The sequence below is a fragment of the Pseudomonas wadenswilerensis genome, assembly GCF_024749185.1.
Lineage (GTDB): Bacteria > Pseudomonadota > Gammaproteobacteria > Pseudomonadales > Pseudomonadaceae > Aquipseudomonas > Aquipseudomonas wadenswilerensis.
Genome location: NZ_CP087191.1, coordinates 2,300,098 through 2,313,945, shown reverse-complemented (window position 1 = coordinate 2,313,945; position 13,848 = coordinate 2,300,098). Strand labels below are relative to the sequence as shown.

16 protein-coding genes are annotated in these 13,848 nt (G+C 61.4%); 10 read left to right on the top strand and 6 right to left on the bottom strand.

The annotated features are described in order from the left end of the window. Positions 1-46 precede the first annotated feature (46 nt). Positions 47-2,266: a TonB-dependent receptor gene (locus tag LOY45_RS10795; RefSeq protein WP_115087313.1), complete on the bottom strand. Its 2,220-nt coding sequence runs from the start codon at positions 2,264-2,266 to the stop codon at positions 47-49. Between the two features lie 459 nt (positions 2,267-2,725). Here LOY45_RS10795 and LOY45_RS10790 point away from each other — a divergent pair, with 459 nt between their 5' ends. The 6 genes from LOY45_RS10790 (at position 2,726) to LOY45_RS10765 (ending at position 6,457) form a co-directional block, all read left to right on the top strand. Then, a complete protein-coding gene (locus tag LOY45_RS10790; protein ID WP_258579114.1) occupies positions 2,726-3,595 on the top strand; it encodes an AraC family transcriptional regulator in 870 nt (289 codons plus the stop codon). A gap of 625 nt (positions 3,596-4,220) precedes the next feature. Beyond that, positions 4,221-4,415, top strand: coding sequence for a hypothetical protein (locus LOY45_RS10785; protein WP_115087317.1), 195 nt, complete (start codon positions 4,221-4,223; stop codon positions 4,413-4,415). Further along, positions 4,412-4,738, top strand: a complete 327-nt coding sequence (locus tag LOY45_RS10780; RefSeq protein ID WP_115087318.1) for a low molecular weight protein tyrosine phosphatase family protein — start codon at positions 4,412-4,414, stop codon at positions 4,736-4,738. The genes LOY45_RS10785 and LOY45_RS10780 overlap by 4 nt, the downstream gene beginning before the upstream one ends. 191 nt (positions 4,739-4,929) lie before the next feature. Continuing rightward, a complete protein-coding gene (locus tag LOY45_RS10775) occupies positions 4,930-5,820 on the top strand; it encodes a GGDEF domain-containing protein (RefSeq protein ID WP_115087320.1) in 891 nt (296 codons plus the stop codon). A 4-nt stretch (positions 5,821-5,824) separates the two neighbouring features. Then, positions 5,825-5,992, top strand: coding sequence for a DUF2986 domain-containing protein (locus LOY45_RS10770; RefSeq protein WP_115087322.1), 168 nt, complete (start codon positions 5,825-5,827; stop codon positions 5,990-5,992). Between the two features lie 3 nt (positions 5,993-5,995). Continuing rightward, positions 5,996-6,457 (top strand): hypothetical protein, encoded by a 462-nt coding sequence (locus LOY45_RS10765; protein WP_115087324.1) that lies wholly within the window; start codon positions 5,996-5,998, stop codon positions 6,455-6,457. A 60-nt stretch (positions 6,458-6,517) separates the two neighbouring features. Here LOY45_RS10765 and LOY45_RS10760 read toward each other — a convergent pair whose 3' ends face one another. Beyond that, positions 6,518-6,997 carry an isochorismatase family protein gene (locus tag LOY45_RS10760; RefSeq protein ID WP_115087326.1) on the bottom strand — a complete coding sequence of 160 codons (480 nt, stop codon included), beginning with the start codon at positions 6,995-6,997 and terminating at the stop codon, positions 6,518-6,520. A 57-nt stretch (positions 6,998-7,054) separates the two neighbouring features. Further along, a complete protein-coding gene (locus LOY45_RS10755) occupies positions 7,055-7,492 on the bottom strand; it encodes an NUDIX hydrolase (RefSeq protein WP_115087328.1) in 438 nt (145 codons plus the stop codon). A gap of 275 nt (positions 7,493-7,767) precedes the next feature. On the opposite strand from LOY45_RS10755, the gene LOY45_RS10750 reads away from it, so the two are divergent. Both LOY45_RS10750 and LOY45_RS10745 read left to right on the top strand, forming a co-directional pair. Further along, the gene (locus LOY45_RS10750) at positions 7,768-8,154 is read left to right on the top strand and encodes a hypothetical protein (protein WP_134062276.1); all 387 of its coding nucleotides are present in this window, start codon (positions 7,768-7,770) and stop codon (positions 8,152-8,154) included. A 212-nt stretch (positions 8,155-8,366) separates the two neighbouring features. Then, complete coding sequence (locus tag LOY45_RS10745) at positions 8,367-9,953, top strand: hypothetical protein (protein WP_258579113.1); 1,587 nt, start codon at positions 8,367-8,369, stop codon at positions 9,951-9,953. Positions 9,954-9,959: 6 nt separating this feature from the next. Here the strand turns inward: LOY45_RS10745 and LOY45_RS10740 are convergent, their stop codons facing one another. From LOY45_RS10740 to nfsB, 3 genes are all read right to left on the bottom strand, one after another. Further along, positions 9,960-10,655, bottom strand: a complete 696-nt coding sequence (locus LOY45_RS10740; RefSeq protein ID WP_338106154.1) for a tRNA (adenine(22)-N(1))-methyltransferase — start codon at positions 10,653-10,655, stop codon at positions 9,960-9,962. Between the two features lie 140 nt (positions 10,656-10,795). Continuing rightward, positions 10,796-11,104, bottom strand: a complete 309-nt coding sequence (locus LOY45_RS10735) for a putative quinol monooxygenase (RefSeq protein ID WP_134062350.1) — start codon at positions 11,102-11,104, stop codon at positions 10,796-10,798. Between the two features lie 45 nt (positions 11,105-11,149). Further along, entirely contained in the window at positions 11,150-11,803 is a 654-nt protein-coding gene (gene nfsB / locus LOY45_RS10730; protein ID WP_115087336.1) for an oxygen-insensitive NAD(P)H nitroreductase, read from the bottom strand. Between the two features lie 100 nt (positions 11,804-11,903). On the opposite strand from nfsB, the gene LOY45_RS10725 reads away from it, so the two are divergent. Both LOY45_RS10725 and LOY45_RS10720 read left to right on the top strand, forming a co-directional pair. Continuing rightward, positions 11,904-12,794 (top strand): LysR family transcriptional regulator, encoded by an 891-nt coding sequence (locus LOY45_RS10725; RefSeq protein WP_258579112.1) that lies wholly within the window; start codon positions 11,904-11,906, stop codon positions 12,792-12,794. 106 nt (positions 12,795-12,900) lie between these two features. Further along, entirely contained in the window at positions 12,901-13,839 is a 939-nt protein-coding gene (locus tag LOY45_RS10720; RefSeq protein WP_258579111.1) for a YncE family protein, read from the top strand. Positions 13,840-13,848: the final 9 nt, after the last annotated feature.

Genomic DNA, 13,848 nt, shown 5'->3' with positions numbered 1-13,848 from the left:
ACCCTGTGGGAGCTGGCTTGCCAGCGATGAGGCCGGCAGCCCCGGCTCAAAACCGCGTAGTCGCACTCACCCCGAAGGTACGCCGATCCCCGCGCGCATCCCAGGCAATATCGAACGGCAACGGCACGCTGTCGGTCTTGTACTGCTTGTCGGTCAGGTTGTTCACATACGCCGTCAGATCCAGGTCATAGCGCCCGCCCAGATGATAGGTCGCACTGGCATTGCCCAAGGTATAGCCGCCTTGGGAAACGCTGTGATCCTGCTGCGCCGTCGGCAGGAAGAAGATCCGGCTCTGATAGCGCCAGTCGGTGCCCAAGCGCACTTCATCACCATTCTCCAGCGGTATCCGGTAACTGCCGCCCACCGCCAGGGTCCGCGACGGCGAGCGGGCAATGCGGTTACCCGAATAATCCACCCCGCCCGACTCGAAATCCTGCAACTCTGTATGCAGCAAGCCCAGCGAGCCATGCAGCTCCAGGTTGCTGAACGGCAACGCCTGCAGCTCGAACTCCGCGCCGCGAATCACCCCCTGGCCGCTGTTGGTCAGCAGCGACACCACCTGGCCGTCACGCACCGACACGGCGTTGACCTGGATGTCCGAGTAGTCGTAGTAGAACACGTTGGCATTGGCGATCAGGCGTTCGTCGAACCACTCGCTCTTGACCCCCAGTTCATAGGCATCGACGTTCTCCGGCGCCACCACCGAGGCCTCCGCCTGCACTTGCGCACCGCCGCTGAAACCACCGGAACGAAAACCCTTGGCATAACGGAAATACACCCGCGCGTTGTCGTTGAGCTGGTACTCGGGGGTGAAGTCGTAGGTGAGCTTGTTCCAGGTGCGTTTTTCATCCTGCTCGACGCGGGTCACCAGGTCGCCGGTGTAGTTTTTCCACCAGTCGCGCTCGCTGTTGTAGCTGACCGCATCGGCATCTGGTGCGGCTACGCGGTGCAGGTCGATGTCCTTGGTTTCGCGGGTCCAGCGCAGGCCGGCGGTGAGGCTCAGGTTGTCGGTGGCCTGCCAGGTGCTGCTGCCGAACACCGCGAAGCTGTCGGTGCTCTGGTCGATATCGGTACGGCCATAGTCAGCCACGCCAAAGGCCTGGTTGTAGGGCTTGGGCAACAGCCCGTTGTCGTTGCGGCTGTCGAGCTGTTCATGGAACAGGTGGGTGCCGACGATCCAGCTGATTGGCTGGTTTTTCGCCGAAGACAAGCGCAGCTCCTGGGACACCTGCTTCCAGCGGTCATCGTTAAAGCCACGGCCGAATTCGTAGAGGCTCATGTTCGGGCTTTCGGCTTTTTCGTGGATATCGTCGAAGGCGGTGATCGAGTCCAGTTGCAGGTCGCCCAGATCCCACTTCAGTGCCAACTGCACACCGTTGTGCTCGATGCGGTCTTCGGCTTTACCGGTAAAGGCGGCCTCGTCGGTACCCGGCTTCGGCGCCGGGCCGAACAGCGTATTGCCCCCCGGCCCCGAACCCCAGGCGCGGGTGGCAATGCCCTGCCCTTTGTAGTCACGGCCATGCAGTTGCAGGGTGGCCTGCAGGTCATCGTTGATCTGCGCCAGCAATTGCAGGCGCAGGGCCTGGTCGTGGATGTCGCCAACGGTATGGCCATCGACCTGGTTCTCCAGTTGGCCATCGGCGCTCTGGTCGACAAACGCCACCCGTGCGGCCAGCTTGTTGTCGATCAGCGTATCGCCATAGGCGCCTTCGTACAGGCGCGAATTGTAGTTGCCCAGGTCGAGTTTGAAGTAACCGTTGGCTTTCTCGAAATCCGGCTTGCGCGAAACGAAGTTGATCGCCCCGCCCGTGGTGTTCTTGCCCCACAGCGTGCCCTGCGGCCCGCGCAGCACCTCGACGCGCTCCATGTCATAGAGCGGAAAACCGGTAGCCACGTGGGGGTCGATATACACGTCATCGGTGTAGATGCCCACCGGGTAAACCGTGGTCGACGCCATGTCCCCCGAGCCCATGCCACGAATGTACCAGCGCGGCCGCTGGTGCCCGGCGAACTCCGGGGCGATGGCGTTGGGCACGTTCTGCAGGGCCTTGCCGGCACTGAAGCCGCCACCGCTGTCGGCGATCTGCTTGGCGCTGACCACGGAGATGGCCGAGGGCACATCCTGCACCGACTCTTCGCGCTTTTGCGCGGTGACCGTGATGATGGGCAGGGCTGCGGGGGTGGGGTCGGCGGCGAAGCTCGGTAGCGTGGGTAAGGCGGCGGCGATGGCCAGTAACAGGGGCAAGCGGGCGAAGGGAGCGGTCATGAACGTCGATGTTCCACGAGGGGGAAGAGACGAGGGCCTTCGCAATGGTTGTGCCAGGTGGGTAGTGGGTTGATTTGTATCGGTTTTGTCTGTTTGCGATTGATGAGATGTTGCCTGACGAACAGCTGGCCAGCACTGTTTGCGTGAGCATCAGCAGGGGCCAAACCTTTAACTACGAGCGCGCTACAATCTTCCCTTCAATCCATTCTGCAACCTCGCGACCCTCCCCCTGTCGCTGTAAATCCAGCGGCCGGGTTTGGTAGCCCGAGTACTCTAAGGCGTGCAGGGTGGACCAAGCCTCGGCCAAGTAGACGCCGAGGGCTACGCCCGGGCCGCCGATGCGGCCCATCGAGCGAATGCTCATCCCCGTAAAAAACACACCTTGAGCAAACACGGCTAGGCACTGCCACGCGGGTATAGTCGATTCTATGCCGACCGTACTTCCAAGAGCCTCCAGCCGTGCCCGACCTGCCGCCCAACGCCGCCTACACCCAGCGCTTCAGCGCTGTGCTCGCCTACATCGACGCCAACCTCGAAGGTGATCTGTCGGTAAAAACCCTGAGCCAGGTGGCGAACTTTTCGGTGTTTCATTTTCATCGCCAGTTCACGGCGTATGTCGGGGTGCCGGTCTCGCGTTATGTGCAGTTGATGCGCTTGCGCCTGGCGGCGCATCGGTTGGCTGCCAATGCCGAACACTCGGTGCTGGAGGCTGCCCTGGCGGCAGGTTTCGAAAGCCCCGAGGCGTTCAGCCGGGCGTTTCGGCGGGCGCTGGGCAGGTCGCCGAGTGCCTTTCGCCGGCAGCCGGACTGGCAGGCCTGGAATGCGGTGTTCGATATCCCTCACTTTTCCAGGAGCGTCATCATGCAGGTTCGTATTGTGGAGTTTGCTCAAACCCGGGTCGCGGCGCTGGAGCACCGCGGGCCGGCCGCGCAGGTCAACGAGAGCGTGAGTCAGTTCATCGCCTGGCGCATGGCCAGCGGGCAGTCGCCGGTGGCATCGAGCCGTACCTTTGGCATCCCCTATGGCAACCCCGACACCACGCCGGCGGAGGATTTTCGTTTTGCCATTTGTGGTGAGATTGATGAGGCGGTGGCGGCGAATGAATTCGGCGTGCACGAACGGCTGATTGCTGGCGGGCGTTATGCGCTGGTGCGGCATGTGGGTTCGCCGGACCATATTGGTGAATCCATCTATCCGCTGTATCGCGACTGGTTGCCGGACAGTGGCGAGGAGCTGCGCGATCAGCCACTGTTTTTTCATTACCTGAGTGCTTATCCGCAAACGCCACAGGAGCAGTGGCAGACGGATATTTATGTGCCGTTGCGGTAGTCGGCGTCTTGGGGCTACTGCGTAGCCCATCGCCGGCAAGTCCGGCTCCCACAGTGGATCTGTGTACACCGGACCTGTGGGAGCTGGCCTTGCCAGCGATCGAGCGCGAAGCGGTCGCAATCCAGACACCACCTGATGTGCTGGCTGTACCGGCCTCATCGCTGGCAAGCCAGCTCCCACAGTGGATCTGTGTACGCCGGACTTGTGGGCGCTGGCCTTGCCAGCGATCGAGCGCGAAGCGGTCGCAATCCAGACACCACCTGATGTGCTGGCTGTACCGGCCTCATCGCTGGCAAGCCAGCTCCCACAGTGGATCTGTGTACGCCAGACTTGTGGGAGCTGGCCTTGCCAGCGATCGAGCGCGCAGCGGTCGCAATTCAGGCAACACTGATGTGCTGGCTGTACCGCCCTCATCGCGGGTCGAGCCCGCTCCCACAGTGGATCTGTGTACACCGGACCTGTGGGAGCAGGCCTTGCCAGCGATCGAGCGCAAAGCGGTCGTAATCCAGGCAACACCTGATGTGCTGGCTGGACCGGCCTCTAGCCACAATCCTGATTCGCGCTTACTATAAGCCCAACTCGTATTGCCGCGGCTGCTGAACCCGGTACTCACGAGGACAAGATCATGGAAAGAACCCGCGCCTGGAGACGCTCACAGGCCCGTAAAAGTGGCAGAAGCAAAGCGGTGTATCCGCTGGAATTCAAGCCCGAAAAGAACTGGAAGCTGCTGTACACCCGCGCCGACAAGTTGATACGGGCACGCCAACTCGGCATGAGCTACCCCATCCGCTCCACCCGCCAACTGTTGGATCAAGAGTGACTAACCTCCTGTTCGTCTGCAGCCGCAACCAATGGCGCAGCCCTACTGCAGAAGCGCTCTGGCGCCGCCGCCCCGGCTTCGATGCCCGGTCGGCGGGCACCAGCCCGAATGCGCGCAAACCCATCGGCCCAGCGGATATTCGCTGGGCCGATGTGATTTTTGTCATGGAACGCAAACACCAGAATCGCCTGCAGGCACAATACGCGCGGCTGCTGGAGCATAAGCGGGTTTACACGCTGGATATTCCAGATGATTTTCGCTACATGGACCCGGAGTTGGTCGCCATCCTTGAGGAGACGGTCGCGTCCTGTCTTGCTATCTAGGATGGGTGCGTAAACGCCAGCAACCGTTCCTCGCGTCAGTTGGTGCAGCCAATCACTTTAATCTGCGTCAGCCCCATCAGCCCGGCTTGCTCCAGAGTCTCGTCGGGCGTCGCATCGGCATTAGGCTTGCACTGTATTGGCCAAACGCAATCGCGTTATGATCAGCCGATCTGAACCGGACGTGCCTGCCTATGCCCGTTGACCTCCAAGCGCTCTACCCCAAACTGATCCATCTGATGCTGGACACGGTCTTCGTGGTCGACAGGGATAACCAGATTGTATTTGTCAGCGATGCCTGCGAGGCGCTGCTCGGTTACTCTGCCGGCGAGCTGACCGGTACGCCGATCACCGACTACATCCATCCTGACGACCTGGCGGTGACACGGGCCTCCATTGTCCGGGTCATGAATGGTCAATCCCACGTCGATTTCCGCAACCGTTATATCCGCAAGGATGGCGGTGTCGTACATATCCTGTGGGCGGCCTTCTGGTCCGAGGAAGTGGGTGCGCGAATCGGCGTTGCGCGGGACGTGACAGCCCTCAGGCAAGCCGAGGATGAATTACGCTTCCTGGCCCATCATGATCCACTGACGGCACTGACCAACCGCGCGCTTTTCAATGATCGGCTGGAGTCGGCCGTTCGCGCGGCACACCGCCACCAGAGCACACTGGCGTTGCTGTTTCTGGACATCAATGACTTCAAGGGCATTAATGATGTCCATGGGCATGCCATGGGTGACCGGATCCTCTGCATGATTGCACGGCGGTTGGAAGGCTGCGTGCGCGAGACCGACACAGTGGCCCGGATGGGGGGTGATGAATTCACTGTGCTGTTGCCGGATATCCAGTCGCAGGACGACGTTTACGCCAAGGTGGAGCAGATTCTCGCGGCCATGGCCGAGCCCTTGGGCGCAGAATTTGGCGGGTTCACAATGCCGTCCTGCAGCGTGGGCGTGGCCTTTTACCCCAAGGACGCAGAGAATGCCGATACGCTGCTCAGCCATGCGGATGGCGATATGTACCGGATCAAAAAACAACGCTCCGCACAGCGGATAGTGTTCAAGCATTTACAAGCCGAGTAACAACGTGAATCGTCAAAAGAAAATAAAGCAGCTGTTAAAGGCTCACGCCAAAAAGGCCAGTGCCAAATTAGCGCCTAAAAGCAAGCCTAAATACATCAGCAAAGCCGACCGTCTAAAATTAGCGGCCGAAACAGATCAAGAGCTTTTGCCCGAGCCCCACCAAGCTGGATAGAAAATGAGAAAAATCTTCACCCCTGTCTTTATCGCACTTCTGGGCCTGCACGGCTGCGCGGAGATGCCCGATTACTCGAACGTTGATCCCCTCGTACCCGGTGATGACGCTCGTTACACCATCATCGAAACCGACACTTACGCAGGCAGAGCCCAGCGCCATTACGCCGACCTCCAGCCTGACTTGAACATCATAAAGATCAACGACAAAAAGGTCGGAAACATCCCGTTCTCTACCTATTACTACAAGAATGACTCGCCCCAGCGCGCGATCCTCAAGCCGGGCACCTACACCGTTCAGCTGGAGTACCGACTGCCTCAGCACTTCATGTTTGCGGATCTGGAGTTTGAAGGTAAGCCGGGCCAAAAGATAATCGCCCGCACGCAGTACGTTGGTCTCAATCGCCTGGAGGTATGGATGGAGGATGCAGCTACCGGCGAGATCGTCAGTAAGCGTGTGCGCTGATCGCACCCGAATCGCCGATTGTCAGTCGATCTTACCCCCTGCCCTCACGCCTCCACGAACTCATGCATCAAGTTCGGCAAACACTTCTGCTCTGGTCGTGACCTGACGGAAATGATGCTTCCACAGATCGATGCCCAACCGACCTGACCGGTCCAGGGATGAGCCGACGGTCAGGTCGGTAACCAGCGTGGGCGTGAGCCCTGCATCGAACAGGGCAAACCCGGCGGCGAGCACGCAGGTTTCGGTCTGCAGGCCACAAACCAGCACGCGCTCGGCGCCGAGCTGCCTGATGTACTCGATGGCTTCAGCGGTCTGTCCGTAGCCGTGCTTTACAAATACTTTGTCGGCCTCGACCAGGCTTTCGTCTTCGGCCGCAGGATGCCAGCCGAGTTGCTTTTCAAACGGCGTCACCTGCTCATCATGCAACTCGACCGAGGCAACCGTCAGAATCCGCTCTGACAACGCCCGCACACCATCGACCAGCCACTCGGGTGGACTGAATGTGGACTGCACATCAACGATTAGCAAAACCTGCCGCATACACTTCTCTCGAGCATTGACCAATGGTGCGGAGTATATCGCCCCGAGGTGGATTATTTAGCGCTGTTTGCCTGCCCAATGGCCACGCGCTTTCAGGGTCGCGGACAAAAACAGCAGCGCGCGTTGAAAGACCGGGTGGCACTCGGCAAGGGGCAGATGCTCGAGCGATGCCCAGAAGAACGCGAAAGCGTGGCCATGGTCATCGAGCGTCTGATGAGTCCACTGCTCAGGCAACGGTCCGCTCGCCTCGCACAGTTGAAACGACCACACCTGACCAAGATGCCCGGCATCCCAACACCCCAGGTCGTCCGCGATGGTGGCGCAATTGATACCAGACTCTTCCGCCAATTCCCGCAGCGCTGCCTGACCCACTGTTTCATCTTTTTCAATGCTGCCCTTTACCAGTTGCACACCCGCCAGCGGATGACGAAACAAGAGGATCCTCGGGCGCAGCGTGGATGAAAGCACTACTGCGCAGGCCTTGTCGGGGAGCATGGCGATTTCCTTGTCGGCAAAAACGGCTGGGCATCATACGCCAGGAGCACCATGTGGGTGCTGGCTTGCCAGCGATCGAGCGCGCAGCGGCCGCAATCCAGACACTGCCTGATGAGCGGACTGTACCGGCCTCATCGCGGGTCAAGCCCGCTCCCACAGTTGCTCGGGGTACGCCGCTCAGGCGCATTTTTTTTAACAGCGGCGCCGTAGAACTTTTCTCTGTTTATCGGTCTATTTGGATACGTTCAATCGTCATTCAGAGGTTGTCTTCGCTCATGAAATTCCATGCCCCACGGATGCTGCTCGTTGCCCTGTTCGCATTCGCGGCAGTGGGCTCGGCATCGGCAACGCAGATGAAGACCTCAACCCCGGTTCTGGCTCCTGAAGTCCCGGCCACCCGGACTGCCGAAACCCCCTGGCCGAGCCTGGCCAGCATGACCGACAAGCAACCAGGGCCGTTGCTGGCCCATGATGACCGCTACCGGCATGACCACCGTTGGCATGATCGCAGGGACGACTGGCGCCGCGAAAACTGGCGCAGGGACCAATGGCGCCGAGAGCAAGCCCGCCGCGAAGCCGAGCGCCATCGTTATTGGGAACGCCACCATGATCGGGCCATGCGTTACCGTTACGAGGACGATCGCCGCTACTATCGTCGCTAGGACGTGCCCGGGGTGTATTTGATCCAGCCGATGGTCCGCGTCATCGCTGCGCAGCAATCTCGACGTAGCTCGACTCCCCGTCCCCCGACAACCAACCCCATACGAAGCTCAGCGTAGCTCCCGCAGGGGCCAGTATCGCGGTACCGACACTCAAGCTCTGCAATCCGCCGCCGATACCCCTTGAACAAGTATGGACACTACGGGTACAGAGCATGACCCCAATCAATGCAGGAGTGCGCATCGCCCCCGCCTACACGGCCCCCCAGCCGGCCCCGGCAAGTGCTGGCAGCAGCCGCGCCGAGCAAGCTGCGGCAACGCCGAGCACCACCGTCAGCCTGGGCCAAAGCCCTCGTAGCGACGATACCGCGACCTATTCGTCCCGCGGAACCCTCGCGGTGCCGTTGCGCTACGTGCTGGAAAACGACAGCCTGAACAAGCTGAGCATGAACATGATGATCGGTGTTCAGTCCAGCGCTATCGGTTCGCGCTTCAACGGGCTCGGCGCAGCGTTGGTGAATCAATTGGTAGGCAACGGCGGCCAGTCGTTCACACAATCGGTGTTTGCCTTCGCCGACGGCGCGCAGCCAAGCGCCGAAACACTGAGGATCCAGGGCAATAACCTGCGCCAACACCCGGCCAATGCCGTGAACCTGAGCCTGACCACCGCCTCCGGAGCGACCGTCACGCTGTCCCTGGCCAGCGGCGAGCAAGGCCTGGCAGTCAGCGCCGAGGTGCAGGGCGGCCAGCTCACCAGCGATGAGCTCAAGGGCCTGGCGTCACTGGCCGACAGTTTCCAGGGGACCATCAACGGCCTGAGCGAGCAGCCTCCTCGCCTGCAGCTGGGCAAGCTGGCCACGCTCGACCCGGCCCTGTTCAGCGCGCTGCAAATGAATGCCAAGCTGGACACGGTAAATGGCGAACAGCTGTCCTTCGACCTGGCCCTGGACGACAGCGCACGCAAACTCAGCCTGCAGGGCCCCGCCGGCAACGTGCAGTTGAACCTCGACACCCGCGACACCTCTCTGCTGGGTAAAAGCGCCCAGCGCCAGGCGGCGATCAGCAATTACCTGAGCCAGTTCGATGCGGCGCAGGGCCGCGGCAAAGGCGACGAGAACCTGGTGAGCCTGCTCAAGGACGCTTTCGTTCAGCTCAACAGCGCCGACGACATCGCCAGGCCAGCGACCGGCCGCATCCCGCTGCTGGCAGCCAAAGACACAGCCCTGCTCAGCGGCCTGGCCGACTTCAGCGCCTCGATCAGCCAGACAAGCCAGCAGCCCAACTCGCTGCGCCCGACCGAGCTGGATCGCTTCGACTACAAAGTGTCCCAGTCAACCACGATCAGTGGTGCGTCGCCGGCGAACCGCTCGGTGCAACAGGATCAGCAGGCGAGCCTCACGGCCGCCTACCACACCAGCCTCAACCCGCAGATGTCGATGCTCGAGGCCATGGCGACGCAGAACTACCGTTACCACGAGATCAGCGACCAATCGAGCTCCAGCACGCGTTTGCGCTACGACAAAAATAGCCTGGTGGAAGCCAGCGTCAGCCAACAGGCCAGTCGCAATGAACGTGTGCGCTCGTACGCCGAGGGCGTGCTGGAAAGCGACGTGAGCACACCGGCGTCGGTCTCCGAATCGCGCAACCTGCTTGGCCTGCTCACTGACCTGTTCGAACGCGAGCGCATCTCCCAGCGTGACCGCGGCGTATCGATCCTGGAAGCACAGTTGCAGTCGCAACGCAGCCAGTGGCAGTTGCAGTCCGATCCGGCGCTGATCCGCCCTCGGGATGCCCAGCAGTAAACCCGCTTACGCCAGCAGCTCGGTGATCCACCGGGCTTGCCGGGCGACCTGCTGAACCTTGTCCTCGGGCACGCTGTGCCGCGCCCGGGCGAAGCTCGCCAGGGTCTGCTGCTTGCGCTGCAGGATGCTCTGCCACTTGGCCAGGAACGCCGGGTTGCGGGCCTGCATCTGCAGCGGGCCGAAGTACAGCTGTTCGGCGCTGTAGGTCACCGGGCCGTCCCGCTCGGCGACGATGATTTCGTAGTCGAAGCGGTTTTCCCGCAGCAGTTCCTCGCCGACGATACGGTAGCCGTTGTCCATCAACCATTGGCGCAGCGGCTGCTCGCCGCCGTTGGGTTGCAGGATCAGCCGCTCCTGGCCGCTCAGGCGTGCCTTGCCGGCCTCGAGAATGTCACGGATGGTCTCCCCGCCCATGCCGCAGATGCTGATCGCGGTGATGCCGTCTGTCGGCTCGATCGCCGCCAGGCCATTGGCCAGGCGCACGCTGACCTGCTGCTCCAGGTCGTTGTCGCGCACGGTGCGTTGGGCTGCGTTGAACGGGGTCATCGCCACCTCGCCAGCCACGGCAGTTGCGATGGCGACCCGACGCATCAAGGCCACCGGCAGGTAGGCGTGATCCGAGCCGATATCGGCCAGGCGCGCACCGTCTGGCACATGCGCCGCCACGCGCTCCAGGCGCATGGACAATGTCTGTTCGTTCAACTGCAGCCCCTTTTCACCTGCAACGTCCGGCGCTGCTGGCCGGATCGGGGGCGATTCTGGCGGGCATTGCGGTGCATTTCAAGCGATCGGCAGCTACCCGGCCCGGCGGTCATGCCGGGCCCGCGCCGAGACGCAATGCGCTAAGTCGAAACCTGCTCGAGGAAGATCAGTTCCAGGGGTGCTGCGAGCAGCGCTGCGCTGGCAGCCGCAAAGTTCTGGAAGTACGGCATAGCGAAGTGTGCATCGAGTGCCGCTTGATCCTTGAAGGCTTCGCGCATATAGAACGTGCCCGGTTCGTCCCGGCGTTCGAACAGTACATAGTCAAGGTTGCCCGGCTCCGCCCGGGTAGGTTCGATCAGCGCCACCAGCGCCTCTTTCAACACTTGCTGTTTACCGGTTGCAGCTTTGAGTACCGCGATCGATACCAGGTGTTTCTCATGTTCAGTCATCATCAATGCTCCACTGTTCAGGTCAGGCCAAAGGCAATCCGGTCGTTACAGAAAGGTAAACAGCGACTCGGCCGGCAACCTTGACTTGGGCAGGCCGGCGTTGAAGTCATCGCTGCTGTGGTAGCCAAGGCTGACCAGCACCAGGCTGGTAAAGCCCTGGTCACGCAGCCCCAGCTCTGCGTCCAGCATCTTGCTGTCGAAGCCCTCCATGGGCGTGGCGTCAACGCCCAGGGCGGCCGCGCCCAGCAACAGCGTGCCCAGTGCCAGGTACGTTTGCTTTTCCATCCAGTGCTGCAAGTCTTTCTGGTCAAAGCGATGCAGGTCGACGTAGCCACGTCGGCTGCGGTCCTGCCCTGCCCTGGCCTCGGCATTGTGAAAACGTCCATCCGCAGCTTCCTGGGCCAGTACCGCCTGCAGGTGGTCGTCGGGCATGTGGGTCCGCGTGCAGAAGACAATGACGTGGGAAGCATTGAGGATTTTTGCCTGGTTATAGGCAAACCCGCCGTCAGTGCTTTTGGCCACCCGCGCGCGCTGCGGCTGCGTCTGGGCGATGACGAAATGCCAGGGCTGGGAGTTCACCGAAGAAGGGCTGTTGCGCAGTTGTTCAAGCAAGGCTTGCACGGTGGCGGCAGGTATTTTGCGGGCGGCATCGAAGGCCTTGGTGGTGTAGCGGCGTTGAGCCAAGCTGACGAGATCCATGGGTTACTCCTGGTTGAAAAAGCAGGAACGAAGGGTGCACCTTCCCTGGGGCAAAGAAAAACCGGCAAAATGCGCCAACACTTTCACTGCAGGAGTGAAAATGATCCGTATCGATGATCTGGGCATGTTTGTCCGCAGCGCTGCCCTTGGCAGCTTTACCGCCGCCGCGCTCGAGGCAGATTTACTGCCAGGCCAGGTGGCGGCGGCGATCAAGCGCCTTGAGCGCGAACTTGATGTGCGCCTGTTTGCCCGCACCACCCGCAGCCTGCGCCTGACGGCCGAAGGCGAGCAGTACCTGCCCACCGCGGTGTCGGTGCTGGAGACCCTCAAGCAAGGGCGCGAGAGCCTGCGCGGTGATAATGCGCCGCTGCGCGGGGTGCTGCAGATTGCAGCGCCGTCGGACCTGGGGCGCAATATTCTGCTGCCCTGGCTTTCGTCGTTTCGACGCGAGCACCCGCAGCTGAACCTGCGCTTTTTTCTCTCTGACCAGATTGCCGACCTGTTTCGCGACCCGGTGGATGTCGCCATTCGCTATGGGCTCAATGGTGACGCCAACTACGTTGCGCTACCGCTGGCGCCGTGGAATCGGCGGGTGCTGGTAGCCTCGCCGGATTACCTCAGACGCAATGGCAGCCCACGGGTACCGGCAGATTTGCTCAGTCATGCGTGTTTGCTTTACCTGCAGAACGGCCGCGTGTTTGACAAGTGGCGGGTAGGCGCGCAGACGGTCCAGGTGTCCGGGCCGCTGTTCAGTGACGACGCCGATGTCGCCCGGCGCTGGGCGGTTGAGGGTGAAGGGATTGCCTTCAAGTCCTGGCTGGATGTCAGTGCCGATGTGCTGGCCGGGCGTCTGCTGGTGCTGTTGCAGGACCATCCTGGCGAGGCCTTGCCGTTGAGTCTGGTCTGCCCGCACCGCAAACAGGTCTCGCCTGCGGTGTCACGGCTGCATGGGTGGCTGGCCAATCAGTTCGAGTCGTTGAAGCCGATTTGAGGCCTTCCTGTGAGCCATAGAATCTCCCACAGCTCGCACCTGCTTTTCAGGTAGCCGCCGCAGCCTTATCCTTGCGCACTTTGCTCGCTGACTTTCGGGAGTTGCAATGTACATTGATGTACCCCGCCGCCTGGTGTTCTTCGATAAAAGCGACAGCATTCGCCCCGCCTGCCTGACCCAGTACGATCCGGACACCGGTGCATTGACCCACCCCGTCGGTACCCAGGCCGACGACAGGGTTTGCGACATCTCTCACGATGGCCGGCGCATGGCCCTGCAAGGCACCGATTGGCGGGTGGTGCGCGGCGCCAGTCGCTCGCGCCTGAGCTTTCTTGAAGATCGCACGGCGCTGCATGAAACCGACAGGTTCCTGGCGTACTGGTCGCACCTGGACCCCAGCGGCCGGTACGCGCTGGTCGGGGTCGGCAACGATAAAAAGCGCCCGGTGGTCATCGACCTGGACAGCGGCGAATGCAGCGAACCGATCGCCCGTAATGTCGATGCCCGGTTTGGTTGCATCGACCCCGTGCAAGGCAAACTCTGGGCACCCGATGAGCGGGCCAGCAACAGTGTGCTGACGGTTGATTGCGCCAGTGGCGAGATCAACAAGATCACCCTGGCGCTGGACGCCAAGGTCAGAAGCCTGCGCTTTTCCCGTGATGGTCAATACCTGTTTGTCACCGGTGAAAACAACCGCCTGCTGTGCTGCGATCGCAACGGCGCGACATTGTGGTCCAGGGACATCGGCGAATATGGTCAGGTAGGCGCCGGGACAATCCTGTTCAATGAATCCGCTACTCACCTGTGCCTGCCGATCTCGGCGACGCAGCGTTCGAACTGGGGTGAAGACATCATCCTTGCGGCTGACAGCGGCCAGATCGAGACCACGGTTGTACGCCACAAAGGCCCACCCGGCCGGCTCGCCGCTGACTGGTTCGGCGATCAGTTGCTGACCCACCGTCTGGAGGTCGTGGACTTTTTCAGCGGTGCGGTCGTCGATGTGCTTGATCTGACCAGCCCCCTCCCCCCGGATAGCCCCATTTGAGAATGCCCA